Annotated in this window: 29 protein-coding genes and 1 tRNA gene; 26 read left to right on the top strand and 4 right to left on the bottom strand. The window is 57.9% G+C overall.

Annotated elements, in window-relative coordinates:
• Positions 1-40 precede the first annotated feature (40 nt).
• Both lptF and lptG read left to right on the top strand, forming a co-directional pair.
• Positions 41-1,162: an LPS export ABC transporter permease LptF gene (gene lptF, locus RT21_RS08985; RefSeq protein WP_046162467.1), complete on the top strand. Its 1,122-nt coding sequence runs from the start codon at positions 41-43 to the stop codon at positions 1,160-1,162.
• A complete protein-coding gene (gene lptG, locus RT21_RS08980) occupies positions 1,155-2,216 on the top strand; it encodes an LPS export ABC transporter permease LptG (protein ID WP_046162466.1) in 1,062 nt (353 codons plus the stop codon). The genes lptF and lptG overlap by 8 nt, the downstream gene beginning before the upstream one ends.
• Before the next feature lie 77 nt (positions 2,217-2,293).
• Here the strand turns inward: lptG and RT21_RS08975 are convergent, their stop codons facing one another.
• The 3 genes from RT21_RS08975 to RT21_RS08965 form a co-directional block, all read right to left on the bottom strand.
• Positions 2,294-2,791, bottom strand: coding sequence for an RDD family protein (locus tag RT21_RS08975; protein ID WP_045425216.1), 498 nt, complete (start codon positions 2,789-2,791; stop codon positions 2,294-2,296).
• A gap of 98 nt (positions 2,792-2,889) precedes the next feature.
• A complete protein-coding gene (locus RT21_RS08970; RefSeq protein WP_003284681.1) occupies positions 2,890-3,102 on the bottom strand; it encodes a cold-shock protein in 213 nt (70 codons plus the stop codon).
• 440 nt (positions 3,103-3,542) lie between these two features.
• A tRNA-Leu gene (locus RT21_RS08965) sits at positions 3,543-3,629 on the bottom strand.
• A gap of 113 nt (positions 3,630-3,742) precedes the next feature.
• Here RT21_RS08965 and queA point away from each other — a divergent pair.
• The 6 genes from queA to RT21_RS08935 all read left to right on the top strand — a co-directional run bounded on the left by queA (position 3,743) and on the right by RT21_RS08935 (position 9,756).
• Positions 3,743-4,792, top strand: coding sequence for a tRNA preQ1(34) S-adenosylmethionine ribosyltransferase-isomerase QueA (queA, locus tag RT21_RS08960; protein ID WP_046162649.1), 1,050 nt, complete (start codon positions 3,743-3,745; stop codon positions 4,790-4,792).
• A 14-nt stretch (positions 4,793-4,806) separates the two neighbouring features.
• Positions 4,807-5,922: a tRNA guanosine(34) transglycosylase Tgt gene (gene tgt / locus RT21_RS08955; RefSeq protein WP_177327078.1), complete on the top strand. Its 1,116-nt coding sequence runs from the start codon at positions 4,807-4,809 to the stop codon at positions 5,920-5,922.
• 41 nt (positions 5,923-5,963) lie between these two features.
• Positions 5,964-6,293, top strand: coding sequence for a preprotein translocase subunit YajC (yajC, locus tag RT21_RS08950; protein WP_021209500.1), 330 nt, complete (start codon positions 5,964-5,966; stop codon positions 6,291-6,293).
• Between the two features lie 67 nt (positions 6,294-6,360).
• Positions 6,361-8,229: a protein translocase subunit SecD gene (gene secD, locus RT21_RS08945; protein WP_045425221.1), complete on the top strand. Its 1,869-nt coding sequence runs from the start codon at positions 6,361-6,363 to the stop codon at positions 8,227-8,229.
• Between the two features lie 12 nt (positions 8,230-8,241).
• A complete protein-coding gene (gene secF, locus RT21_RS08940; protein WP_046162465.1) occupies positions 8,242-9,150 on the top strand; it encodes a protein translocase subunit SecF in 909 nt (302 codons plus the stop codon).
• A gap of 72 nt (positions 9,151-9,222) precedes the next feature.
• Positions 9,223-9,756 carry a glycine zipper 2TM domain-containing protein gene (locus RT21_RS08935; RefSeq protein ID WP_046162464.1) on the top strand — a complete coding sequence of 178 codons (534 nt, stop codon included), beginning with the start codon at positions 9,223-9,225 and terminating at the stop codon, positions 9,754-9,756.
• Positions 9,757-9,805: 49 nt separating this feature from the next.
• Here the strand turns inward: RT21_RS08935 and suhB are convergent, their stop codons facing one another.
• Entirely contained in the window at positions 9,806-10,621 is an 816-nt protein-coding gene (gene suhB / locus RT21_RS08930; RefSeq protein ID WP_045425233.1) for a type III secretion system regulator SuhB, read from the bottom strand.
• A gap of 152 nt (positions 10,622-10,773) precedes the next feature.
• On the opposite strand from suhB, the gene trmJ reads away from it, so the two are divergent.
• The 18 genes from trmJ (at position 10,774) to bamB (ending at position 25,774) form a co-directional block, all read left to right on the top strand.
• Positions 10,774-11,550: a tRNA (cytosine(32)/uridine(32)-2'-O)-methyltransferase TrmJ gene (trmJ, locus tag RT21_RS08925; protein ID WP_046162463.1), complete on the top strand. Its 777-nt coding sequence runs from the start codon at positions 10,774-10,776 to the stop codon at positions 11,548-11,550.
• The gene (cysE, locus tag RT21_RS08920; RefSeq protein ID WP_046162462.1) at positions 11,550-12,326 is read left to right on the top strand and encodes a serine O-acetyltransferase; all 777 of its coding nucleotides are present in this window, start codon (positions 11,550-11,552) and stop codon (positions 12,324-12,326) included. Before trmJ ends, cysE begins: the two co-directional genes overlap by 1 nt.
• Before the next feature lie 183 nt (positions 12,327-12,509).
• Positions 12,510-13,001 carry a Fe-S cluster assembly transcriptional regulator IscR gene (gene iscR / locus RT21_RS08915; RefSeq protein WP_045425239.1) on the top strand — a complete coding sequence of 164 codons (492 nt, stop codon included), beginning with the start codon at positions 12,510-12,512 and terminating at the stop codon, positions 12,999-13,001.
• A gap of 30 nt (positions 13,002-13,031) precedes the next feature.
• Positions 13,032-14,246, top strand: a complete 1,215-nt coding sequence (locus tag RT21_RS08910; RefSeq protein WP_046162461.1) for an IscS subfamily cysteine desulfurase — start codon at positions 13,032-13,034, stop codon at positions 14,244-14,246.
• Positions 14,247-14,293: 47 nt separating this feature from the next.
• Entirely contained in the window at positions 14,294-14,686 is a 393-nt protein-coding gene (gene iscU / locus RT21_RS08905) for a Fe-S cluster assembly scaffold IscU (protein WP_045425243.1), read from the top strand.
• 10 nt (positions 14,687-14,696) lie between these two features.
• Positions 14,697-15,020, top strand: coding sequence for an iron-sulfur cluster assembly protein IscA (gene iscA, locus RT21_RS08900; RefSeq protein ID WP_045425245.1), 324 nt, complete (start codon positions 14,697-14,699; stop codon positions 15,018-15,020).
• 7 nt (positions 15,021-15,027) lie between these two features.
• Positions 15,028-15,549 (top strand): co-chaperone HscB, encoded by a 522-nt coding sequence (gene hscB, locus RT21_RS08895; protein WP_045425246.1) that lies wholly within the window; start codon positions 15,028-15,030, stop codon positions 15,547-15,549.
• Between the two features lie 41 nt (positions 15,550-15,590).
• Entirely contained in the window at positions 15,591-17,453 is a 1,863-nt protein-coding gene (hscA, locus tag RT21_RS08890; RefSeq protein WP_045425247.1) for a Fe-S protein assembly chaperone HscA, read from the top strand.
• A gap of 5 nt (positions 17,454-17,458) precedes the next feature.
• Positions 17,459-17,797 (top strand): ISC system 2Fe-2S type ferredoxin, encoded by a 339-nt coding sequence (fdx, locus tag RT21_RS08885; protein WP_045425250.1) that lies wholly within the window; start codon positions 17,459-17,461, stop codon positions 17,795-17,797.
• Positions 17,798-17,810: 13 nt separating this feature from the next.
• Positions 17,811-18,008, top strand: a complete 198-nt coding sequence (gene iscX, locus RT21_RS08880; protein WP_045425251.1) for a Fe-S cluster assembly protein IscX — start codon at positions 17,811-17,813, stop codon at positions 18,006-18,008.
• Between the two features lie 161 nt (positions 18,009-18,169).
• Positions 18,170-18,601 carry a nucleoside-diphosphate kinase gene (ndk, locus tag RT21_RS08875; protein WP_021209485.1) on the top strand — a complete coding sequence of 144 codons (432 nt, stop codon included), beginning with the start codon at positions 18,170-18,172 and terminating at the stop codon, positions 18,599-18,601.
• Positions 18,602-18,621: 20 nt separating this feature from the next.
• Complete coding sequence (rlmN, locus tag RT21_RS08870) at positions 18,622-19,770, top strand: dual-specificity RNA methyltransferase RlmN (protein ID WP_045425253.1); 1,149 nt, start codon at positions 18,622-18,624, stop codon at positions 19,768-19,770.
• 11 nt (positions 19,771-19,781) lie between these two features.
• Entirely contained in the window at positions 19,782-20,540 is a 759-nt protein-coding gene (gene pilW / locus RT21_RS08865; RefSeq protein ID WP_046162460.1) for a type IV pilus biogenesis/stability protein PilW, read from the top strand.
• Positions 20,537-21,526: a RodZ domain-containing protein gene (locus RT21_RS08860; protein ID WP_046162459.1), complete on the top strand. Its 990-nt coding sequence runs from the start codon at positions 20,537-20,539 to the stop codon at positions 21,524-21,526. The genes pilW and RT21_RS08860 overlap by 4 nt, the downstream gene beginning before the upstream one ends.
• A 2-nt stretch (positions 21,527-21,528) precedes the next feature.
• Positions 21,529-22,641: a flavodoxin-dependent (E)-4-hydroxy-3-methylbut-2-enyl-diphosphate synthase gene (ispG, locus tag RT21_RS08855; RefSeq protein WP_046162458.1), complete on the top strand. Its 1,113-nt coding sequence runs from the start codon at positions 21,529-21,531 to the stop codon at positions 22,639-22,641.
• A gap of 14 nt (positions 22,642-22,655) precedes the next feature.
• Positions 22,656-23,939 (top strand): histidine--tRNA ligase, encoded by a 1,284-nt coding sequence (gene hisS, locus RT21_RS08850; protein ID WP_046162457.1) that lies wholly within the window; start codon positions 22,656-22,658, stop codon positions 23,937-23,939.
• 40 nt (positions 23,940-23,979) lie between these two features.
• Positions 23,980-24,621 carry a YfgM family protein gene (locus tag RT21_RS08845; RefSeq protein ID WP_046162456.1) on the top strand — a complete coding sequence of 214 codons (642 nt, stop codon included), beginning with the start codon at positions 23,980-23,982 and terminating at the stop codon, positions 24,619-24,621.
• Positions 24,622-24,625: 4 nt separating this feature from the next.
• Entirely contained in the window at positions 24,626-25,774 is a 1,149-nt protein-coding gene (gene bamB, locus RT21_RS08840; RefSeq protein ID WP_046162455.1) for an outer membrane protein assembly factor BamB, read from the top strand.
• Positions 25,775-25,857 lie beyond the last annotated feature (83 nt).

Here is a 25,857-nt window from a genome sequence, read left to right as displayed (position 1 = left end):
AGCGTAGCCGCCGGAGCCTGACAACCCTGGAGTGTCCGGTTTGATCGTCTTTCGTTACCTGTCCCGTGAGCTTCTGGTTACCCTGAGCGCTGTAAGTGCCGTGCTGCTGGTGATCATCATGAGCGGCCGTTTCATCAAATATCTGGCGCAGGCCGCACAGGGGCTGCTCGATCCGGGTGTCCTGCTAATGATCATGGGGTTCCGTCTGCCGGGATTCCTGCAGTTGATTCTGCCGCTGGGCCTGTTTCTCGGCATTCTGCTGGCCTACGGCAGGCTCTACCTCGACAGTGAGATGACCGTTCTCTCGGCTACCGGCATGAGTCAGCGCCGCCTGCTGACATATAGCCTGGCGCCGGCTGCACTGGTTGCCGGCCTAGTCGGTTGGTTGAGCCTCGGACTGGCGCCGCAGGGTGTGGCTGAGGTGGATCGCATCCTCAACGAGCAGGACTCGCTGACCGAGTTCGACACGCTGGTGCCGGGCCGCTTCCAGACACTGCGCGACGGTACCCGTGTGACCTATACCCGCGAGCTGACTGCTGATCGCACCGAGTTGGCTGGTGTGTTCATCTCCGAAACCAACCTTTCCAGCTCCACTGGCGATAAGCGCGGGCTCTCCGTGCTGGTAGCCGAACGCGGACGCCAGGAAATTCAGCCTGACGGGAGCCGCTATCTGATTCTTGAAAACGGCTATCGCTACGACGGCAATCCGGGTCAGGCAAACTACCGGGCGATCCAGTACGACACCTATGGCGTGCTGTTGCCCAGGCCGGAGGTCAGTGTCGAGCTGAGCGAGCGTGAGTCAATGCCGACGCTCGATCTGCTTGGGAGCGACGATATTCGTTTGCAATCCGAACTGCAGTGGCGCCTTTCTTTGCCGCTATTGGTGTTCATTGTCACGCTGCTCGCGGTCCCGCTGTCGAAGGTCAATCCACGCCAGGGGCGCTTTCTGAAGCTGCTGCCTGCAATTCTTCTGTATATGGCTTACCTCGCGTTACTCATCGCTGCACGTGGCGCTTTGGACAAGGGTCGAATACCCCCGGCCTTGGGGCTCTGGTGGGTGCATGGAATCTTCTTTGCCATAGGGATGTTGATGTTGTACTGGGAACCGCTGAGGCTTGCCATTAGCAAGCGCCGCAGCCTGTCGAGGGCCGCCCATGCGTAAGCTTGATCGCTACATTGGCATCCATGTTCTGCTGGCGATTCTGACGGTGCTCGGCATCATTGTCGGTCTGGCCTTGTTGTTCGCCTTCATTGACGAGTTGGGTGATGTGAAGGGTGGTTACGGCACCTTGAACGCCGCCGTTTACGTATTACTGACCACGCCATCGCGGATCTACGAGATGCTGCCTATGGCGGCGTTGATTGGTTGCCTTATTGGCCTTGGCACGCTTGCGAGCAGTAGCGAGCTGACCATCATGCGTGCCGCAGGCGTGTCTTTGGGGCGAATCGTGTTGGCCGTAATGAAGCCAATGCTGCTGCTGCTGCTGATAGGGGTGCTGATCGGGGAATATGTATCGCCGTGGAGCGAGAATATTGCGCAAGCCAGCCGTTCCTCGGCACAGGGTGCTGGTGAGGCGCAAAGCAGCAAACGCGGGCTCTGGCATCGTCAGGGTGATGAATTTGTGCATATCAATGCAGTGCAGCCGAGTGGTTTGCTCCTTGGAGTTACCCGCTATCGTTTCGATGAGCAACGGCAGCTGCAGTCGGCAAGCTTCGCCCGCCGAGCCCGTTACGACGGTGATCAGTGGCTACTCAGTGATGTCGCGACGACGCACTTTCGAGGTGATCATACCGAGGTCACGAAGGCGGCTCAGGAGGCGTGGGATGTGCAGTTGACGCCCCAGCTGGTCAGTACTGTTGTGATGGAGCCGGATGCATTGTCCATCACGGGGTTATGGCGCTATATCCACTATCTGGGTGAGCAAGGGTTGAACAATGGCCGCTATTGGTTGGCGTTCTGGAGCAAGGTGTTGCAGCCGGCGGTAACGGTGGCGCTGGTATTGCTGGCGATCTCGTTTATCTTTGGGCCGTTGCGCTCCGTAACGCTCGGCCAGCGCATTTTTACCGGTGTCATTGTTGGCTTCGTGTTCCGCATTTTGCAGGACCTGTTGGGTCCGGCGAGCCAGGTGTTCGGCTTCTCGCCGCTGCTGGCGGTGGCTGTGCCAGCGGGCATCTGTGCGCTGGCAGGTGTCTGGTTGTTGCGGCGTGCGGGTTGATTGGAATCCGCAGCAAGCTCCAAAGCCTTGAGCTGTCTAAGTCGTGCAGGGGAGGAAGATTGATTCCGGGCTTAAGGCTATTTCTTATGGATGTTTTTCGGTAGCTGCACGACTTGGCTCTCCGAATAGATGTCGTGCCAGGTTCGGTGTTGCTTGTCCCAGAGCATCCACCAATAGCCCAATCCCAGGGCAAGCCAGGACATGATCGCAATCAGGAAGCGTAGCAGAGCCTGCCACAGGTCGATGGCGCTGCCATCGGTGTTCTGGATGCGCACACCCCAGACCTGCATGCCGAGCGTCTGACCGTTATGCGTCCAGAATTTGGCAAAAAATGCGAACAGGGCGAACAGTAAGAGTGTCGAGAGGATGGGGTCTATATCCAGGCCGCCTGCTTCCGCTACCGCTCTAAGTCCTTCGCTCCCATAAAAAAAACGCAAGATCACTTGTTGGTAGAAAAGCGTGACCACCATCATCAGTGCAATCGACAGAAAAGCATCGTAGAAGAGAGCGGCGAGTCTACGAATCAGGCCGGCGGCAGGAAACTGGCCCTGCGGGCTTAGAGGGTGGTTGCGCATGCTTGTTGTCTCGCGAGGGAAGGCGGTGGCGCATTCTACGGAAACGCGCGCATAAAAAAGCCCCTGATGTTGTCATCAGGGGCTTTTCGGGGTAGGGCTTATTCCTGGATTTGAACCTGGTCAGCCTGCATGCCCTTTTGACCTTGTACAGCTACGAAGCTGACCTTCTGGCCTTCTTTCAGGCTCTTGAAACCGTTGCCTTCGATCGCGCGGAAGTGCACGAACAGATCCGGACCGCTTTCGGGAGTGATGAAACCAAAACCTTTTTCGTCGTTAAACCACTTGACGGTACCGTTCTGACGATTCGACATAGCTTTGTATCCTTGAAACTCAATAGTGGAAACGCCTCTGCATGTGCAGAAAGCGGAAACTGGTTGCAAGGAGTAAATAGTCGAACGGATGTAGCGGATCTGAAGATCTACTGCATCAGGCCACGATTCAACAGCGACCCATGCAAACACAGTGGGCACACTCTACGATAACTCGCTGGGCGATGCCAAGCCCTTTGGAGCCATAGAATTATGCCCACTGCAAGCGGTTCTTTCAGTGCTTTTTGGTGTTGCCGAAATTCGTGTTATCGCAGTTTGATTCAGCCGGCGCAGCCAGCGGTTTCGCCAGTGTTAATCTGCATTTCAATGATGCGTAAGGCTTGCTTCGGTAGGCTGCTGTTGGCCTGTCCTGGGGGTGAAGCCGCTGTTCAGCTGCGGTTCCCCTTCACCAGAAGTAATAGCTGCCTCTGGTCCACTGATAATGGTGCCTCGAGAGAGACTCGAACTCTCACGTTGTTACCAACGGCGGATTTTGAATCCGCTGCGTCTACCGATTCCGCCATCGAGGCACAGTGGCGGCGCAGTATAGGGATGCATTGCGAAGCGGTCAATCGTCTGGCGTGGTCAGAATGAGGTGTTTCCGCTAAGCTTTGCGCCCCTGATGCCCCGTGCTGATCTTTCAATGCAAGTCTCCGCTTTTTCCTTCGATCTCCCCGATTCGCTAATTGCCCGACATCCTTTAGCCGAGCGTCGTGCCAGTCGGTTGCTAACGCTCGATGGTCCGACCGGTTCTTTGGGTCACCATGGTTTCGTCGAGTTGCTCGATTACCTGCGTCCCGGCGACCTGATGGTGTTCAACAACACGCGGGTCATTCCGGCGCGCCTGTTCGGCCAAAAAGACACTGGCGGCAAAGTCGAGGTGCTTATCGAACGCGTGCTCGATGGTCGTCGGGTGCTGGCGCATATCCGCTCCAGTAAATCCCCCAAGGCAGGCGCCAGAATTCATATTGAGGGGGGCGGTGAGGCGGTGATGCTGGCGCGGCAAGATACGTTGTTCGAACTGGAATTCGAGGAAGACGTGCTGCCGTTGCTCGAGCGCGTCGGCCATATGCCTTTGCCGCCCTACATAGATCGGCCGGACGACGTGGCAGACCGAGAACGCTACCAAACGGTTTATGCGCAACGGGCGGGCGCAGTTGCTGCACCAACGGCGGGATTGCATTTCGACACGGAATTGCTGGCGGCCCTACGTGATAAAGGTGTTGAGAGTGCGTTTGTGACGTTGCACGTAGGGGCCGGCACCTTTCAGCCGGTGCGTGTCGAGCGTCTCGAAGAACACCATATGCATCGCGAATGGCTCGAGGTCGACCAAGGTGTCGTCGATGCCGTGGCGGCTTGCCATGCTCGCGGTGGTCGGGTGGTGGCCGTCGGTACCACCAGCGTGCGATCGCTTGAGAGTGCTGCGCGCGACGGTGTGCTCAAGCCATTCAGTGGCGATACCGATATCTTTCTTTACCCGGGCAAGCCGTTTCATGTTGTCGATGCGCTCGTCACTAACTTCCATCTGCCAGAGTCAACCCTCTTGATGCTGGTGTCGGCGTTCGCTGGCTATCCAGAAACGATGGCCGCCTATGCCGAGGCTATTGCCAAGGGTTATCGCTTTTTCAGCTACGGTGATGCCATGTTCATCACTCGCAATCCGGCCCCGCGCGGCCCCGAGGATTCCCAATGAGTCGTACCTGCCACATGTCTTTCGAACTGCTCGCGACCGAGGGGCGGGCGCGCCGCGGGCGCCTGACCTTCCCGCGTGGCAGCGTGGAAACCCCGGCGTTCATGCCGGTGGGTACCTACGGTACTGTGAAAGGCATGCTACCGCGTGACATCGAAGGGATCGGGGCGCAGATCATCCTCGGCAATACCTTCCATTTGTGGCTGCGACCCGGTACCGAAGTGATCAAGGCGCACGGAGACCTGCATGATTTCATGCAGTGGCAGGGCCCGATCCTGACTGACTCCGGCGGTTTCCAGGTGTTCAGCTTGGGTGCGATGCGCAAGATCAAGGAAGAGGGCGTTTATTTCGCCTCGCCGGTGGATGGGGCCAAGGTTTTCATGGGGCCGGAAGAGTCGATGCAGGTGCAGCGTGATCTTGGCTCCGACATCGTGATGATCTTTGATGAGTGCACCCCCTATCCAGCTGACGAAGACGTCGCACGGCGTTCAATGGAGTTGTCGCTGCGCTGGGCCAAGCGCTCCAAGGATGCTCACGGCGACAGTCCAGCTGCACTCTTCGGCATCGTGCAAGGCGGCATGCACGAGTCGCTGCGCAAGCGCTCACTAGAAGGGCTGTGCGAGATCGGCTTTGACGGTCTGGCGATCGGCGGGCTCTCCGTCGGGGAGCCGAAAGAGGAGATGATCCGCGTGCTGGACTTTCTGCCGCCACTGATGCCGGCGGACAAACCGCGTTACCTGATGGGCGTCGGCAAGCCAGAAGACCTCGTTGAGGGCGTGCGCCGAGGGGTGGACATGTTCGATTGCGTGATGCCAACCCGCAATGCGCGAAACGGGCACTTGTTTACCGATGTCGGGGTGGTCAAGATCCGCAACGCTTCGCACCGCTACGACGATTCTCCACTGGATGCCGGTTGTGATTGTTACACCTGCAAACACTTCTCTCGGGCCTATCTGCACCATCTGGATAAATGCGGCGAAATGTTGGGCAGTATGCTCAATACCATCCACAACTTGCGGCACTACCAGCGCCTGATGGCTGGTTTACGCGACGCTATCCAACAGGGTACATTGGCGGCCTTTGTCGACGCCTTCTATGCCAAGCGTGGCCTGCCAACGCCGCCGCTTGCGTGACGAATCCATAACTAAACTGATCTCTGCAACAGGAGTGCTACATGAGCTTTCTGATTCCCGCCGCCTATGCTCAAGAGGCTGCCGCTGGTCCCGCTGGTAGCGGTTTCGAGTGGTTGTTCCTGGTCGGCTTTCTGGTCATTTTCTATCTGATGATCTGGCGCCCGCAGGCCAAGCGCGCCAAAGAGCATAAGAACCTGATCGGCGGCCTGCAGAAGGGTGACGAAGTGGTAACTTCCGGTGGTATCGCTGGCAAGGTCACCAAAGTTTCCGATGACTTCGTCGTGATCGAAGTCTCCGACTCGGTGGAGCTGAAGTTCCAGAAGGTGGCGATCGCCGCAACGCTGCCCAAGGGCACGCTGAAGGCGATCTGAGCTGACTTCTACTCAACACCAACGACGGGGCGCGCAAGGCGCCCCGCGTCATTAGACGGGCTGCGTCATGCTCAATAGATTCCCCCTCTGGAAATACCTGCTGATAGTGGTAGTGCTTGGCATTGCCTTCATTTATTCGGCACCCAACCTTTATCCGGATGATCCTGCGGTGCAGATCACTGGCGCTGCGACTTCGCTCAATGTCACTGAAGCTGATCTAGATCGTGCCAGCAAGGCACTTGCCGAAGCCGGTATCGAGGTCAAGTCGGCGAACCTGGACGAGCAGGGGCGGGGCGGCCTGTTGCGATTGACCGATCAGGACGATCAGCTGCCTGCCAAGGACGTAGTGCGTCGGGCGCTGGGCGATGCTTATGTGGTTGCGCTCAATCTCGCACCCACGACCCCTGAGTGGCTACGCGATTTGGGTGCAAGCCCGATGAAGCTAGGCCTGGATTTGTCTGGCGGTGTGCATTTCCTGCTCGAAGTCGACATGGAAAAAGCCATCGAGACCCGCCTCAACGTGTACGAAGGCGAGATCAAGAGTCTGTTGCGCAAGGAGCGAGTGCGCTATCGCAGCCTCCCTCAGCTGGAAAATGCTGTGCAGCTCGGTTTCGCTGACGAGGCCACGCTTTCTGCTGCCCAGTCTCTGATTCGCAAGAGCTTCAACGATTTCGAGCTGACCTCCACTGAGCGTAATGGCCAGCAGGTACTGCGCTTGGCGATTACCGAGGCCAAGCTGGCAGAAATTCGTGAATATTCAATCAAACAGAACCTGACCACAGTCCGTAATCGGGTCAATGAACTGGGCGTTTCCGAGCCGCTGGTTCAGCGTCAGGGTGCCAATCGCATCGTCGTTGAGCTTCCAGGTGTACAGGATACCGCCGAAGCCAAGCGTATTCTGGGCAAGACCGCCAACCTCGAGTTCCGACTGGCCGCCGAAGCCGATGCTGCCCGTGCAACAACGGAGAGCTTTGAGTTTCGTGAGGAGGGGCGTCCTCCTGTCCAGCTTGAGCGCAACCTGATTATTACCGGAGACCAGGTTACCGACGCTCAGGCGAGCTATGACGAGAATGGCCGGCCTCAGGTCAACATTCGCCTGGATGGCCATGGCGGCGATCTGATGAATCGCGCCACTCGCAACAATGTCGGGCGCAGCATGGCAGTGGTGTTCATCGAGCAGCGGCCTACTACTCGCTACGTCAAGCAGATGGTTGACGGTGTAGAACAGGAAGTTCGAGTCGAGACCTTCCAAGAAGAAAAGAAAGTCATCAGCTTGGCGACCATCCAGTCGCCACTGGGTAGTCAGTTCCGTATCACGGGTCTGGACGGCCAAGGCGAGTCGTCCGAGCTGGCACTGCTGCTTCGTGCCGGTGGCCTGGCCGCGCCAATGTACTTTGCCGAAGAGCGCACCATCGGTCCGAGCCTCGGCGCCGAAAACATCCAGCTCGGTGTTGAGGCGGCGATGTGGGGCTTCCTCTTCGTCGCGGTGTTCATGGTGCTGATCTACAAGTTCTTCGGGGTGCTGGCTACGGTCGCGCTGCTGTTCAATATGATCGTGCTGACGGCTTTGATGTCGATGCTGGGTGCCACGCTGACGCTTCCGGGTATCGCCGGTATCGTGTTGACGATGGGCATGGCGGTTGACGCCAACGTGCTGATTTTCTCGCGTATCCGGGAGGAAATAGCCAACGGCATGTCGGTGCAGCGTGCCATTCATGAGGGCTTCGATCGGGCATTTTCGGCGATCGTTGACGGGAACCTGACGACCCTTCTGGTTGGGGGCATCCTGTTTGCAATGGGAACCGGTCCTATCAAGGGGTTCGCCGTTACGCTCTCGCTCGGGATCATGACTTCCATGTTCACCGCCGTCGTCGTGACTCGCGCCATGGTCAACCTGATCTACGGTGGCCGTGATCTCAAGAAGTTGTGGATTTAAGGGGCTAGCACGATGAAACGCGTAATTAATTTCATGGGCGTACGTCACGTGGCGTTTGCCCTGACCGTAGTGCTCACGCTTGTGTCCCTAGCTAGTCTGGCGGTGAAAGGACTGAATTTTGGTCTGGATTTCACTGGCGGCACGCTTATCGAACTCTCGTACGAGCAGCCGATCGCTCTGGATCAGGTGCGCTCTCAACTAGTTAGTTCAGGTTTCAATGAGGCGGTAGTTCAGAGCTTTGGTGCCACCACTGACGTCCTGGTGCGTATGCCAGGCGATGATCCGCTGCTGGGCGAGCGCATTGCCGAAGCGTTGAGAGGTGGCGACGCGGGCAGCGCTGTAACGGTTAAGCGAGTCGAGTTCGTTGGGCCGGCGGTGGGTGAAGAACTGCGGGATCAGGGCGGTCTGGGCATGTTGCTTGCCCTCGGCGGCATCCTGGTTTACGTCGCATTCCGCTTTCAGTGGAAATTTGGCCTTGGTGCCGTGCTGTCGTTGTTCCATGACGTGATTCTGGTGCTGGGAGTGTTTTCCCTGTTTCAGATATCCTTTGATTTGACGGTGCTGGCGGCGGTGTTGGCAGTCATCGGTTATTCATTGAACGACACCATCGTCATCTTCGACCGAATCCGGGAAAACTTCCGCATGCTGCGTAAGGCGGAGTTGCTCGAGAACATCAATATATCTACCACCCAAACACTGCTGCGGACCCTTGCTACCTCCGTGTCCACACTGCTTGCGGTGGGCGCGCTGATGTTTTTCGGTGGCGAGAATCTGTGGGGGTTCTCGCTGGCTCTGCTGATTGGGGTTGGTGCTGGTACCTACTCATCCGTCTACGTGGCTGGCATGTTGCTGGTGTGGCTGAATCTGACGCGTGAAGATCTCATCCCCCCTGTTGTCGAAGAGGTGGACGAACTCCCCTGACTTGGAACTTCTCGCGGCGTAACAGGTCCAACGCGCCGTCGCGGGCCTCGCCCGTAGAAGAAGGAAGACGCAGTGAACAAGTCGATGCTGGTGGGTGCTGTTCTGGGGGCGGTTGTGGTGAGCGCTGGCGGTGCCTTTGCAACCTACACCTTGGTCGATCGAGGGCCTGAATTTGCCAGCGTGCTGGCCGTGAGGCCAGTCAAGGAGACCATCCAGACGCCTCGTGAGGTGTGCAAGGACGTGACGGTCACGCGCCAGAGGCCCGTGCAGGACAGCAATCGTCTTGCTGGCACGGCCGTGGGTGCGGTCGTTGGTGGGTTGCTCGGTAACCAGGTTGGCGGCGGCAATGGCAAGAAGATTGCCACGGTCGCCGGAGCCGTAGGCGGTGGCTACGCTGGCAATCAGGTGCAAGGCCGCATGCAGGCGAATGACACCTATAGCACAACGGAAACTCGCTGCAGTACGGTCACCGATAGCCATGAAAAAATCGTCGGCTACGAGGTGGAGTACGATCTCGAGGGCAAGTCTGGGCAGGTTCGGATGGATCGCGACCCTGGTCAGAGAATTCCGGTCCATGATGGTCAGCTGGTGCTGACGCAGCAGTGACAAGACATAAAAAAACGCCCAGAAGGGCGTTTTTTTTGGGGGATTGCGGTTACCGCTTCAATGCTGGAGTCAGATGAGGCTGGATGGCGGTTAGCACCGCCTTAAAGCACTTAGTGTTGCCCGCGACGATCTGGCCTTTCTCCAGATATTCATGGCTGCCGCTGAAATCGCTGACCAATCCGCCAGCTTCTTGAATCAATAGCGCGCCTGCGGCCATGTCCCATTCAGACAGGCCGAACTCCCAGAACGCGTCATAGCGACCGGCTGCGACGTAGGCCAGATCAAGACTGGCCGCCCCGGCGCGGCGAAGTCCTGCGGTTTGGCCTACCAGGCTTCGGAACATATTGAGATAGCTATCGAGGTTGTCCAGCTGGCTGTCGCGGAACGGGAATCCCGTGCCAAGGAGTGCACCTTCCAGGCTTTTCCGGGCGCTGACTCGCAGGCGGCGCCCGTTGAGTGCGGCGCCACGGCCCCGGCTGGCAGTGAATTCTTCCTGGCGAACCGGATCGATCACCACGGCGTGTTCGAGGCGACCACGGTATTTGCAAGCGATGCTGACTGCGTAGTGAGGTACGCCGCGTAGGAAGTTGGTGGTGCCGTCCAGCGGGTCGATCACCCAGAGGTAATCTTTGCCGTCCCCGCTGCCTTCCAGTTGTCCGCCTTCCTCGCCAAGGATTCCATGGTTTGGATAGGCTTTGCGCAGCGCAGCAACGATCAGTTGTTCGGCTGTGCGGTCGATTTCCGAGACGTAATCGCGCGCGTCCTTTTCGCTAACCGAGATCACGTCCAGGCGCTCGGTGGAACGAACAATCATTTCGCCAGCGCTACGGGCGGCGCGCAGCGCGATATTCAGCATGGGCTGCATCGATCAAATACCTGGTCGTTTAAAGAAAGCCGGCAATTCTATCAGAAACCCATGCGGCGTGTTGCTCGGCAAGGGCTCGTTCAGACGGTTAATGGCGAAGCTGCGGATCCTTCCTGTAAGCTTTCGGTCTGCTTCCTGATAGAGAAAAAACCGTGTCGCTACAGAGCATTCGCGTGGTGTTGGTCAATACCAGTCACGCCGGGAATATCGGGGGTGCGGCCCGTGCCATGAAAAATATGGGTTTGTCCCGCTTGGTGCTGGTGGATCCGGAGGACTTTCCGAGCCCGAACGCCGTCGCTCGGGCCTCGGGTGCAACCGATATTCTTGACTCCGCGGAGATCGTTGCGACGCTCGAGGAGGCGTTGGTGGGCTGCAGTCTCGTGCTGGGCACCAGCGCACGCGATCGCCGCATACCCTGGCCGCTGCTGGATCCGCGCGAAACCGGAACGGTCTGTCTTGAGCAGGTCGAGCGGGGCGGTGAGGTTGCGTTGGTGTTTGGGCGGGAATACGCCGGGCTTACCAACGAAGAGCTTCAGCGTTGCCAGTACCATGTGCATATCCCATCAGATCCTGACTTCAGTTCGTTGAACCTGGCTGCTGCGGTGCAGGTGCTCGCTTATGAAGTGCGCATGGCCTGGCTGGCAGCGAACGATCAGCCGACCAAGCAGGAGAAGCTCGAAACAACCTCGATGCTTGATACCCAGCCGGTTACGGCTGATGAGCTTGAGCTTTATTACGGTCATCTAGAGCAGACCTTGGTCGAAATTGGCTTCCTTGATCCCCTGAAACCCCGGCATCTCATGCCTCGCCTGCGCAGGCTTTACGGCCGTAGCGGTATAAGCAAGCTGGAGATGAATATTCTGCGCGGAATCCTTACCGAAACCCAGAAGGCCGTCCGCGGCGAACCCCACAAGCGGAGAGGTGATTGATGTTCGAAGGCATGCGCGAAGATATCCAGAGCGTTTTCCATCGCGATCCGGCAGCGCGTAACGCATTCGAGGTCATCACCTGTTATCCGGGTCTGCACGCTGTCTGGTTTCATCGGGTGTCTCACTGGCTTTGGGTGAACGACTGCAAGTGGCTGGCACGGATGAATTCGAATCTGGCGCGTTGGCTGACGGGCATCGAAATCCATCCAGGCGCGCAGATAGGACGCCGTTTCTTTATCGATCACGGGATGGGCATCGTCATCGGTGAGACGGCGCAGATCGGCGATGACGTGACGCTCTACCATGGGGTGACCTTGGGCGGTACAAGTTGGAGCAAGGGCAAGCGTCACCCAACACTTGAGGATGGGGTAATCGTTGGAGCAGGGGCGAAAATTCTCGGCCCGTTTACGGTGGGTGCAGGCGCTAAGATCGGGTCCAATGCGGTAGTGACTCGTGCGGTTCCGGCCGGCGCCACCGCGGTCGGTATTCCGGGTCGGGTTATTGCTAAGTCCGATGACGAGCAAGAGGCCAAGCGCAAGGCCATCGCAGAGAAGATTGGTTTCGATGCATACGGTGTGACCGAGGACATGCCGGATCCGGTGGCGCGCGCTATCGGCCAGTTGCTCGATCATGTTCAGGCAGTCGAGGAGCGCATGGACGGTATGTGTAAGGCGTTGACCGCACTTGGCAGCGATTATTGTGCAAAGCAGATGCCCGAGCTGCGTGAGGAGGATTTCGCTGAGGTCAAGCGGGCGGGCGAAGAGCCCCGCTCCTGAAAGTGCGGTAGGGCGGGCGTGCTGTTATGATGAATTCCTGTCTGCGGGCAAGTCGGTGGAGTCTACGCCGCGTAGAAATCATCTCATGCGGCTAAAGTCCGAGTGATTTAATGGGACTTATAGTTGATCTAAATAGTCGGGTATTGCATACTTGCCTCAAACCATGATGCTTGGTGCGAACCGATGCGATTGACTACCAAAGGCCGTTACGCCGTCACTGCGATGCTCGACCTTGCGCTGCATGCGCAACACGGGCCGGTATCCCTTGCGGATATTTCCGAGCGGCAAGGCATCTCGCTTTCCTATCTCGAGCAGCTGTTCGCCAAGTTGCGTCGTGGCAGCCTGGTGACCAGTGTTCGCGGGCCAGGTGGTGGCTATCAGCTCTCGCGTGAAATGGCGGGCATTCAGGTCGCACAAGTCATCGACGCGGTCAACGAGTCGGTAGATGCAACACGCTGCCAGGGGCTGGGTGACTGTCATTCGGGAGACACCTGTCTGACCCACCATCTCTGGTGCGATTTGAGTCAGCAGATCCACGAATTTTTGAGTGGCATCAGTCTGGCGGATCTGGTGAAGCGCCGCGAGGTTCAAGAAGTGGCTCTGCGTCAGGATATGCGCCGCGCCAATAGCCAGACTCCGCAACTGGATAAGATTGAAGCGTCCGCCATCGAATGAGCAGGACGACAGCCTGATAGGAGATACCTGATGAAGTTGCCGATTTACCTGGATTACTCCGCTACTACGCCGGTCGATCCTCGCGTGGCCGAGAAGATGGTCGAATGTCTGACTGCCGAAGGCAACTTTGGTAATCCGGCGTCGCGCTCTCACGCTTTTGGCTGGAAAGCCGAGGAAGCCGTCGAGAATGCGCGCCGTCAGGTCGCCGAGTTGGTCAATGCTGATCCTCGCGAAATCGTCTGGACATCTGGCGCGACCGAGTCGAATAACCTGGCAATCAAAGGCGCGGCGCACTTCTATGCGTCCAAGGGCAAGCACATCGTAACCAGCAAGATCGAGCACAAAGCCGTTCTTGATACGACTCGCCAGCTCGAACGTGAAGGGTTCGAAGTGACCTACATTGAGCCAGGCGAAGACGGCGTGATCACTCCAGCAATGGTCGAGGCGGCGCTGCGTGACGACACCGTGCTGGTGTCCATCATGCACGTGAACAACGAGATCGGAACGATCAATGATATTGCCGCCATCGGCGAGCTCACCCGGTCGCGTGGTGTTCTGTTCCACGTGGATGCCGCCCAGTCGACTGGGAAGGTGGAGATTGATCTGGAGAAGATGAAGGTCGATCTAATGTCCTTCTCTGCTCACAAGACCTACGGTCCCAAAGGTGTCGGTGCTCTGTATGTGCGGCGCAAGCCGCGTGTACGTCTTGAAGCGCAGATGCATGGCGGTGGGCATGAGCGCGGTATGCGCTCGGGCACTTTGGCTGCGCATCAGTCGGTTGGCATGGGTGAGGCGTTCCGCATTGCCAAAGAAGAAATGACCGTAGAAAACGAGCGTATCACTCGGCTGCGCGACCGCTTTTTCAAGCAGGTTGAGCATCTGGAAGAGTTGTACGTAAATGGCAGTATGACCGCACGGGTGCCGCACAATCTGAACTTGAGTTTTAACTACGTCGAAGGCGAGTCGCTGATCATGGCGCTCAAGGACCTGGCGGTTTCCTCTGGTTCGGCCTGTACCTCTGCTTCGCTGGAGCCGTCTTATGTACTCCGCGCGCTGGGTCGCAATGACGAACTGGCACACAGCTCGATCCGTTTCACTTTCGGTCGCTTCACCACCGAAGAGGAAGTCGATTACGCCGCGCAGAAAGTCAGCGAGGCGGTAACGAAACTACGTGAGCTTTCACCCTTGTGGGACATGTTCAAGGATGGCGTCGATATTTCGCAGGTCGAGTGGGCAGCCCACTGATTCGAACGGTCGAGTTCCGCATAGCCTGATTCAATGAGGATTGCACCATGGCATACAGTGACAAGGTCATTGACCATTACGAAAATCCCCGCAATGTCGGCAAGTTCGACGCTGAGGATCCTTCCATCGGCACCGGCATGGTCGGCGCTCCGGCGTGTGGCGATGTGATGCGCCTGCAGATCAAGGTCAACGAGCAGGGCGTGATCGAAGATGCCAAGTTCAAGACCTACGGTTGCGGTTCGGCCATCGCTTCTAGTTCTCTCGCCACTGAGTGGATGAAGGGCAAGACGCTGGAAGAGGCGGAAACCATCAAGAACACCCAGCTCGCTGAAGAGCTGGCGCTGCCACCGGTCAAAATACATTGCTCGGTACTGGCAGAAGATGCCATCAAGGCGGCCGTTCGCGATTACCGTGAGAAAAAAGGGTTGCCGCAGGCCTAAGGGGGTATCGATGGCTATCAGCATGACAACCGCTGCTGCCGATCACGTGCGCCGTTCTCTGGAAGGGCGCGGCAAGGGGCTTGGGGTCCGGTTGGGCGTACGTACCACCGGCTGTTCCGGCCTGGCTTACGTGCTTGAGTTCGTCGATGAAGCAGCTGCAGAGGACTCGGTCTTCGACAGCCATGGCGTGAAGGTGATCATCGATCCGAAGAGCCTCGTGTACCTCAACGGGACGGAGCTCGACTTTGTCCGCGAGGGGCTGAACGAGGGCTTTAAGTTCAACAACCCTAACGTGCGTGGCGAATGCGGCTGCGGCGAAAGCTTCAACATCTGAGGACGCTGTGGGAACTCCCTGTCACTACGCGCTGTTCGAGCTGCAGCCGACATTCGATATCGATCCGGGGATGCTGTCGTCTCGTTACCGCGAGCTGGCGCGTAAGGTTCATCCCGACCGGTTTGCTGATGCTGGTGAGGCCGAGCAGCGTTACGCAATCGAGCGCTCGACGAATCTGAACGAGGCCTATCAGACCTTGAAAAGCCCGTCGCGTCGGGCTCGCTACCTGCTGACGCTCGAAGGTCGCGAGATGCCGTTGGAGGCGACCGTTCAGGATCCCGCTTTCCTTATGCAGCAGATGCAGTGGCGCGAAGAGCTCGAGGAGTTGCAAGACGATGCCGATATCGCAGGCGTAGCTTCCTTCAAGGCTCGCCTCAAAGTGGCTCAGCAAAATCTCAATGATTCTTTCGCCGGCATCTGGCGGGATGAGTCGCAGCGCGAGGAGGCGGAACGGCTGGTGCGCCGCATGCAATTCCTCGACAAGCTGTCCCAGGAAGTGCGCCAGTTAGAAGAGCGCCTCGACGATTAACCCCGCGTAGCGCCAGACGCTGCGCCCGATATCAGACAGACATGGCCTTACTTCAGATAGCTGAACCCGGACAAAGCCCGCAACCTCACCAGCGTCGCCTGGCGGTTGGCATAGATCTGGGCACTACCAATTCACTCGTTGCAGCCCTGCGTAGTGGCGTTACGGCGCCGTTGGCCGATGCAGATGGAGAGGTGATTCTGCCGTCCGCTGTGCGTTATCACAGCGCTCAGGTTGAGGTGGGGCGGGCGGCGAAAGCTGCTGCTGCCAGCGATCCGTTGAATACCATTCTGTCCGTCAAGCGTTTGATGGGGCGCGGTATTGGTGACGTGAAGCAACTGGGTGGGCAGCTGCCGTATCGATTCAGTGAGGGGCAATCACAGATGCCCTTCATCGAGACGGTGCAGGGCGCGAAAAGTCCGGTAGAGGTCTCTGCGGAGATACTTCGCGCGTTGCGTGAGCGTGCGGAGGCAGTGTTGGGGGGCGAGCTGGTCGGTGCGGTGATCACGGTGCCGGCATATTTCGATGATGCGCAACGTCAAGCGACCAAGGATGCTGCGCGTCTCGCTAATCTCAACGTGCTGCGCCTGCTAAACGAGCCTACTGCCGCCGCCGTTGCCTATGGTCTGGACCGCGAAGCTGAAGGGGTCGTGGCGATCTATGACCTGGGGGGCGGCACCTTCGATATTTCCATCCTACGTCTGACCAAGGGTGTGTTCGAGGTGCTGGCTACTGGTGGCGATACAGCGCTAGGTGGGGATGACTTCGATCATGCAGTTGCTGGCTGGATTCTGGCTAAGGCTGGTGCCTCACAGGATCTCGATCCGGGCACCCAGCGTGAAGTGCTGAAAATTGCCTGTGATGCCAAGGAGCAGCTCAGCGAAACCGAAGCTGTCGAAGTACGCTACGCCGGTTGGCAGGGCGTTCTGACACGTGCCATGTTCAACGAACTCATCGATCCGATGATCGCTCGCAGTCTCAAGTCGTGCAGGCGCGCGCTGCGTGATTCGTCTGTAGAGCTGGAAGAGGTCCATGCGGTGGTGATGGTCGGCGGCTCTACTCGTGTGCCGCGGGTTCGTGAGCGGGTTGGAGAGATGTTTGGCCAGGATCCGCTGACCGATATCGATCCCGATCAGGTGGTCGCGATCGGTGCAGCAATTCAGGCTGAGACGCTGGCCGGCAACAATCGCGATGGAGAGGAGCTGTTGCTGCTGGATGTGATCCCTCTGTCGCTCGGGCTGGAAACAATGGGTGGTCTGATGGAAAAGATCATTCCGCGCAATACCACCATTCCGGTCGCTCGAGCCCAGGAGTTCACCACGTACAAAGACGGCCAAACGGCCATGATGATTCATGTGCTGCAGGGCGAGCGTGAGCTCATTGCCGATTGCAGGTCTTTGGCTCGCTTCGAGCTGCGGGGCATCCCGCCAATGGTGGCCGGGGCGGCGAAGATCCGTGTCACCTTCCAGGTCGATGCGGACGGCCTGCTCAGTGTATCGGCGCGTGAGCTGGCGTCCGGCGTCGAGTCGAGTATCCAGGTGAGGCCGTCTTATGGGCTGACTGATGGTGAGATTGCTCGCATGTTGGAAGATTCGTTTCATAAGGCCAGTGAAGACAAAACGGCCCGAGCGCTTCGTGAGCAGTTGGTCGATGCGCAGCGATTGCTTGAGGCGGTTGAGGGCGCATTGGCGGTTGATGGCGAGCGTTTGCTAGATGATGAAGAGCGCGCGGCGATCAAGTCGCAGGTGCACGAATTGCGTGGTCTTCTTGATAGTCAGGATGGTCTCGCCATCGAACGCCAAGTCAAGCGTCTTAGCCAGATTACGGATGCTTTTGCAGCACGCCGACTAGATTCCACCGTCAAGGCCGCGTTGGCCGGACGGCGGCTTAACGATATCGAGGATTGAACCAGATGCCGCAGATTGTTTTCCTGCCTCATGCCGACCATTGTCCGGAAGGGGCGGTAGTAGATGCTCAGCCCGGTGAAACGGTGCTCGACGCTGCGCTGCGAAATGGCATCGATATCGAGCATGCTTGTGAAAAATCCTGTGCCTGCACCACCTGCCATGTGGTGATCCGCGAGGGCTTTGCTTCTCTGGAAGCCTCCGACGAGCTGGAAGATGACATGTTGGACAAAGCGTGGGGGCTCGAGCCTACGTCCAGGCTGTCCTGTCAGGCTGCTGTCGCGGATATCGACCTGGTGGTCGAGATTCCGAAGTACACCATCAATCAAGTGTCCGAAGGTCATTAAGGCGAGGTGAATCATGGCGCTTAAATGGTCTGACGTATTGGATATCGCGATTGAGCTGGCTGAGCGCAAGCCTGACGTGGATCCCCGCTACGTGAATTTCGTCGAACTGCATCGTTGGGTTGTCGAGCTACCGGGTTTTTCTGACGATCCGACGCGCGGCGGCGAAAAGGTTCTGGAAGCCATACAGGCGGCCTGGATCGAAGAAGCCTAATCGCACGCCGCCCGCTGGACACTGTTACAGAATTAACCGGCGCTGACTGCTTATTGTGGTCAAGTTCAGGCTTGAGGCTACCCTTATATTTTTCGTCGTGACCCGCGTATAATTCGCGGGTTTACTCGTTCGCTTTAACCTATCGTTTTCTGGAGTTTCAAATGGCCCTGCAACGCACTTTCTCCATCATCAAGCCTGATGCCGTCGCCAAGAATGTTATCGGTGAAATCACCTCTCGTTTCGAGAAGGCTGGTCTGCGCGTCGTCGCTTCGAAGATGGTCCAGTTGTCCGAGCGTGAAGCGGGCGGTTTCTATGCCGAGCACAGCGAGCGCGGTTTCTTCAAAGATCTGGTCGCTTTCATGGTTTCTGGTCCGGTCATCGTTCAGGTTCTAGAAGGTGAAGACGCGATCGCCAAAAACCGTGAGCTGATGGGCGCTACCAACCCGAAGGAAGCAGCTCCTGGCACTATTCGCGCCGATTTCGCGGTCTCTATCGATGAGAACGCTGTTCATGGTTCCGACTCCGAGGCGTCCGCCGCTCGCGAAATCGCCTACTTCTTCTCTGCCACCGAAGTGTGTGCCCGCATTCGCTGATCAGGCGAAGGTGAATCCAGATGACTCCGATTACCGGTAAAGTAAATCTGCTGGGGCTGACCCAGCCTCAGCTGGAAAGCTTCTTCGATTCAATAGGGGAGAAGCGCTTTCGTGCCGGTCAGGTCATGAAATGGATTCACCACTTTGGCGTCGATGACTTCGATGCCATGAGCAATATTGGCAAGGCCTTGCGCGAAAAGCTCAAGGCCTCTGCCGAGATCCGCGGCCCCGAAATTGTAAGCGAAGACATTTCCACCGACGGCACTCGCAAATGGGTGGTGCGGGTGGCTTCGGGTAGCTGTGTGGAAACTGTCTATATTCCCCAAGGTGGACGGGGCACGCTCTGCGTTTCCTCCCAGGCAGGCTGCGCGTTGGATTGCAGTTTCTGCTCGACGGGCAAGCAAGGTTTCAATAGCAACCTCACCGCTGCCGAAGTAATCGGTCAGGTGTGGATTGCCAACAAGTCGTTCGGCACGATACCGGCGAAGGTTGATCGCGCCATCACCAATGTCGTCATGATGGGCATGGGCGAGCCCTTGCTCAACTTCGATAATGTCGTAGCCGCCATGCAAATCATGATGGACGACCTCGGATACGGTATATCCAAGCGCAAGGTGACGCTTTCGACATCAGGCGTGGTGCCGATGATCGAAGAACTGTCCAAGGTCATCGACGTGTCGCTGGCGCTGTCACTGCACGCACCGAATGATGAATTGCGTGATCAGTTGGTCCCGATCAACAAGAAATACCCGTTGGAGATGCTGCTCGCGGCTTGTCAGCGCTATATTTCCAATCTGGGCGAAAAGCGTGTTCTAACGATCGAATACACGATGCTGCAGGGCGTCAACGATCAGCCTGAACATGCGGAGCAGATGATCGCGCTACTGGCGAAAATTCCCTGCAAGATCAACCTGATTCCCTTCAACCCCTTTCCGCATTCCGGATATGAGCGGCCTAGCAACAATGCGATCCGTCGTTTTCAGGACATCCTGCACAAAGCCGGGCACAATGTGACGGTGCGTACTACTCGCGGTGAGGATATCGATGCGGCCTGCGGCCAGCTGGTCGGGCAGGTGTTGGATAGAACACGCCGAAGCGAGCGCTATATCGCAGTGCGCCAGCTGCAATCCGAGCCAGTGACGGCGCCCATTGCTACGAACCGTTCCTGAGGGGGATTTTGATGACCTTGCGCGTCGCGCTGCTGTTTGTGCTCGCCAGCCTAATGGTTGGCTGCGTATCTTCCGGGTCGGTAAATCCGATGCGTACCTCTGAAGGTCGCGACGAAGCGCGAGATGCCTATATTCAGCTTGGCATCGGTTATTTGCAGCAAGGCGAGGCTTCTCGTGCCAAATCTCCGCTACGCAAAGCGCTCGAGTTGGATCCAAACAGTGCAGATGCCCACGCGGCATTGGCCTTGGTATTCCAAAACGAGATGGAAAATCAGTTGGCAGACGAGCATTACCGCAAGGCCCTGTCTGGCCAAAATGACGCCCGTATCCTTAATAACTACGGCAGCTTCCTTTTCGAGCAGAAGCGCTATCCCGAAGCGATGGAGCGTTTCGCAAAGGCAGCCGAAGATAATCTCTATTCTGGGCGCTCCCATGTCTTTCAGAACATGGGCATGACCGCATTGATGCTAGGTCAGCGAGAGCAGGCCGAAACCTATTTCACTCGCGCCCTGCGCCTCGATAGTCGGCAACCACGCGCACTGCTCGAACTGGCCATGATGGCGTATGAAGACAAGCAGTACGTTCCTGCAAAACGCTACTACGACGGTTTCAGCAGTCTTTCCGAGCAGAATGCCCGCAGTCTGTTGCTGGGCATCCGTTTGGCGAAAATCCATCAGGACCGCGATCAGGCGGCAAGCCTGGGTTTGCAGCTCAAGCGCCTGTATCCGGGGACGCCTGAATATCAACAGTTTCTTTCGGAGCAACGATGATAGCGCCCCATTCTGAAGCCGCTGCCCCGACGGCCCTGGCCAACCCTGGCGAAACGTTACGCGCCGCACGCGAAGGCAAAAACTGGTCTCTCTCTTCGGTAGCCAAGCAGCTTAATCTGTCGGAACGATCGCTCACCCAGATCGAGGCGGGTGACTTCAGTCAGCTGCCTGGTCACACATTTGCCCGCGGTTACGTTCGTGCTTACGCCAAGCTTCTGGGTCTGGACCAGAATCGTCTGGTACAGCAGTTCGACCAACATACCGGTACGGATGCAACGGGCAGTAGCGTCAATAGCCTCGGTCACATTGATCAGCCCGTGCGCCTATCGCGCAGCATGGTGCGCTTCTTTACCTTCATCCTGACACTGGTAATCGGCGTAGGTGCATTCTTGTGGTGGCAGGATCGCTCGGCACGTACCGAGTCGGGCCCGTCGGTCTCCGCGCTTGAGCGAATTGAGGTCGAGGCTGCAGACGGTACCACCGAGATTCATCTGCTCGACCGAGCTGAGGAGCCTGTTGAGCCCGTAATCGAGGAACCGATTAATCCGATCCCATCGGTAACCGGCGACGAGGCCCAAGTAGCCAACACCGAAACGTTGCAGTCAGATGCGCAGCCGGCAGTCGAAACGACAGCTGAAATGCCATTGCAACAGGACGAGACTGCACCTTCCAATGAGGCGCCGGCCGCTGCGGAGGCCGACGCCACGCCAGCCCAGGTCGCCGAGGTGGAGGCGGTCGCACCGGGGGAGGGCCGTTTGACCTTGGACTACACGGCGGATTGTTGGACACGGGTTACCGATGCGAACGGCGAAGTTCTCTACAGCGGCCTCGCCAAGGCTGGCAGCAGTCGCACCCTGGTCGGTGAAACCCCGCTAGATCTGCATCTGGGCTTTGCGTCTGGTGTGCAGGTCAGCTTCAACGGTGAAGCCGTCAATCTTTCTGGCAAAACGCGCGGCGAGACTGCGCGTCTAAAGCTCGGACAGTAATCATGCATAGTGAGTCCCCTATCAAGCGTCGCCCTACTCGAAAAATCTGGGTAGGCAACGTACCGGTCGGCGGCGATGCGCCTATCGCCGTACAAAGCATGACCAATACCGAAACCTGCGATGTGGATGCCACGGTTGCCCAGATCGAGCGGCTAGGGAATGCCGGAGCTGACATCGTGCGTGTGTCAGTACCTTCGATGGAAGCAGCCGAAGCGTTCGGCAAGATCAAGCAGCGCGTCAGTTTGCCGTTGGTAGCAGACATTCATTTCGACTATCAGATTGCTCTACGCGTCGCCGAGCTTGGTGTCGATTGCCTGCGCATCAACCCAGGTAATATCGGTCGCGAAGACCGTGTCCGCGCCGTCGTCGAAGCAGCGCGGGACCGCGGCATCCCGATCCGCATTGGCGTCAATGCCGGTTCGTTGGAAAAGGATCTGCAGAAAAAGTACGGCGAGCCAACACCCGAAGCGCTCGTGGAATCTGCGTTGCGCCATGTCGAGCATCTCGACCGGCTGAACTTCCCGGATTTCAAAGTCAGCGTTAAGGCATCTGACGTGTTCATGGCTGTGGCTGCCTATCGTCTCTTGGCTGACAAAATCGAGCAGCCTTTGCACTTGGGCATTACCGAAGCCGGTGGCTTGCGTTCGGGTACGGTGAAGTCGTCGGTGGGTTTAGGCATGTTGCTCGCCGAAGGCATCGGCGACACCATCCGCATTTCGCTGGCAGCCGACCCGGTAGAAGAAATCAAGGTCGGTTTCGACATTCTCAAGTCGCTGCGTCTACGTTCACGCGGGATCAATTTCATCGCCTGCCCGAGTTGCTCACGCCAGAACTTCGACGTGGTCAAGACCATGAACGAACTTGAGGGCCGGCTTGATGATTTGCTTGTGCCTATGGACGTCGCGGTGATCGGCTGCGTCGTTAACGGTCCTGGGGAAGCGAAAGAGGCGCACATCGGCCTTACCGGCGGATCGCCGAACAACCTCATCTATATCGATGGCAAGCCGGCACAGAAATTGAGCAACGACAATCTGGTCGATGAACTGGAGCAGCTGATTCGTCGCAAGGCTGCGGAAAAAGTCGAGACAGACGCTGCGCTGATTCTGCGCAGCTGAACTAAGGAAACGAATTGAGCAAGTCCCTGCAAGCCATTCGTGGCATGAACGATATTCTGCCGGCCCAAACGCCGGTCTGGCGCTACCTCGAGACCACCTTCGCACAGCTGCTCGATAGCTACGGTTACAGCGAGATTCGTCTGCCGATTCTTGAGTTCACCGATCTGTTCGCCCGTGGGATCGGTGAGGGGACCGACGTGGTCGACAAGGAAATGTATACCTTCCTAGACCGTAACGAGGAATCACTGACGCTGCGTCCTGAGGGCACTGCCGGTTGCGTGCGCGCGGTGCTCGAGCATGGCATGACTGGGGGCGGGCAGGTACAGAAACTCTGGTATGCGGGGCCCATGTTCCGCTATGAAAAGCCACAGAAAGGCCGCTATCGTCAGTTCCACCAGATCGGTGTTGAGGTGTTCAATCAGCCGGGTCCGGATATCGATGCCGAGCTGATCGTGCTTACGGCTCGACTTTGGAAGAAGCTTGGCCTATCCGGTGCAGTCACCCTGCAGCTGAACAGCTTAGGTTCCAGCGAGGCGAGGGCGACCTATCGGGACGCGCTGGTGGCGTACCTGCAACAGCATTTCGAGCAACTCGACGAAGACAGTCAGCGCCGTCTGACGAGCAACCCGCTGCGTATTCTCGACAGCAAGAACGCTCAGACCCAAGCACTGCTCGCTGATGCGCCGACCTTGCATGACTATCTCGACCAAGAGTCACGTACGCATTTCGAGGGACTCAAGGCCCGTCTCGAAGTGGCAGGAATCGACTACCAGATCAATCCCAAGCTGGTGCGGGGCCTGGATTACTACGGCAGGACCGTGTTCGAGTGGGTGACCGATAAACTGGGCTCGCAAGGTACCGTTTGTGCGGGTGGTCGCTATGACGGGCTTGTCACTCAATTTGGCGGCAAGCCGACGCCAGGCGTAGGTTTCGCCATGGGCATCGAGCGTCTGGTATTGCTACTCGAGACGCTCGAATTGGTGCCTGAGGAGCTTAATCAGCCGGCCCATGCCTACATCTGTGCCTTTGGTGAGGCGTCCGAACTGGCTGCACTCGGCTTGGCCGAGCGATTGCGCGATGCGCTGCCCGGCCTGCGGTTGCTGGTCAACGCGGGCGGCGGAAGTTTCAAGAGTCAGTTCAAGAAAGCTGACAAGAGCGGCGCCCGGTTCGCACTGATTCTGGGTGACGACGAACTGGCCGGTCGCGTGGTAGGTTGCAAGCCGCTGCGCGACGATAGCGAGCAACAAAGCATTGCCTGGGATGCTCTGCCCGAGTGTCTGGCTGCCTGTTTGGCGTGAGCAAACAGGTCCGATTTCAGCGAATGTAAGGAGTGACAGTGTGACCTCGGGTACCGAAGAAGAACAACTGGCGCAAATCAAGGAATGGTGGCAGCGGAACGGCAAACCATTGCTGATGGGGGGCGCGCTCGCTCTGGTGCTGGTATTTGGCTGGCAGTTCTGGCAGAAGCACCAGCTCAATCAGGCCCAGAGCGCCTCGACGATCTACCAGCAGTTGCTGAATGCCGCGTTGGAAGAAGGGAAAGCAGATACCGCCGAGATTTCGCGCTTGGGCAATCTGCTGCAGAAAGAATTTGCAGGTTCTCACTACGCTCAGTACGGCAGCCTCTTCGTCGCCAAGGTGGCGGTGGAGTCCGGACGTCTCGACGAGGCCGCAACAGAGTTGCAGGCGGTGCTGGACAAGCCTGCCGACAAAACTCTGGAAGAGCTGGCTCGCCAACGTTTGGCCCGTATCCTGGCGGCTCAGGACAAAGCCGAAGAAGGGCTCGCGCTATTGGAAGGCGACGCGGTTGAAGCATTTGCCGCCAGCCGCGAAGAGTTGCGGGGTGATCTGCTCGTCAAGCTTGAGCGTCCTGACGAGGCCCACGCTGCCTATTCCAAGGCGAAAGAATTGCTGTCGCAGGATGCTGCAATTGGTGGCCTGCAGCTGAAACTTGACGATCTGGCTCGTGGAGAGGCGTGAATTGATGCGTTGGAAAACTGCAGCATTGCTGGCCCTGGCCGTCCTGGTGGCGGGTTGCAGCAGCAATGACAAGAAAGAACCCGAGCCCGCCGAACTGGTCAAGTTTGATGCTGAAATCCAGCTGAAAGAACAGTGGAGCCGCTCCATCGGCGATGGTCAGGGCGAGACCTATAATCTGCTGACTCCCGTTGTCTACGGTAACGAGATATTTGCTGCCGACGTTGAAGGGTTGGTCGTGGCAATGGACCGTACGACCGGCAAGGTCAACTGGAAGAACGACCTGGAGGTCCCGATCTCCGGTGCAGTAGGCGCTGGCTATGGTCTGGTTCTGGTAGGTACGCTACGGGGTGAAGTGTTGGCGCTGGATGTTTCGACCGGCGAAGAACGTTGGCGCAGCCAGGTCAGCAGCGAGGTGCTTGCTGCGCCTGCCGTGAACGGCGATGTCGTGGTGGTCCAGACTCAGGATGATCGCGTCATTGCGCTCGAAATCGACACCGGAGCGCAACGTTGGAGCTACGAAAGTTCGCCGGCGGTGCTGACGCTACGCGGTACTGGAGCGCCACTGCTGACCAATGAACTTGCAATCGCCGGCCTTTCCAGTGGAAAGGTGGTGGCGCTGGACACCCGTCGCGGGTTGCCGATCTGGGAGCAGCGGGTCGCCATTCCACAAGGCCGTTCCGAGCTTGAACGCGTAGTCGATATCGACGGCGGGCTGCTACTTTCAGGCGGAACCTTGTATGTCGCTTCCTTCCAGGGGCGCGCCGCAGCGTTGGATCTCGAAAGCGGTCGGATTCTCTGGCAACGCGATGCGTCCACCGCGACCGGCCTTGCGATGGGGTATGGCAGTGTCTACGTGAGCCAAGCCGACGGCACGGTGCTAGGCATCGATGAGCGATCGACAACCGTGCTGTGGAGCAACGATTCGCTGCTACGTCGGCAGCTTTCCGCCCCGGCGGTTTTTTCCAGCTACGTCGTGGTGGGAGACAAGGAGGGCTATTTGCACTTCCTCAGCCAAGTTGATGGGCGTTTCGTCGCGCGAACTCGCGTCGATAGCGCCGGGGTGCGAGCTCGACCCGTGGTCGAAGGTGACTGGCTGTATGCCTACGGCAACGATGGCAAGCTTGTCGCGATGACCATTCGCCAGGCGGATTGACAGCCTCACGTCATGCGCCTTGTTCCGTCCAGACGGAACAACAAATATTCGGCCGCTGCCTTGCAGCGGCCTTCGTGTTTTCT

It is taken from the genome of Pseudomonas sp. 10B238 (assembly GCF_000970615.1).
Lineage (GTDB): Bacteria > Pseudomonadota > Gammaproteobacteria > Pseudomonadales > Pseudomonadaceae > Stutzerimonas.
Note: the sequence above shows the minus strand (reverse complement) of the source record. Positions and strands in the feature narration are given on the sequence as shown.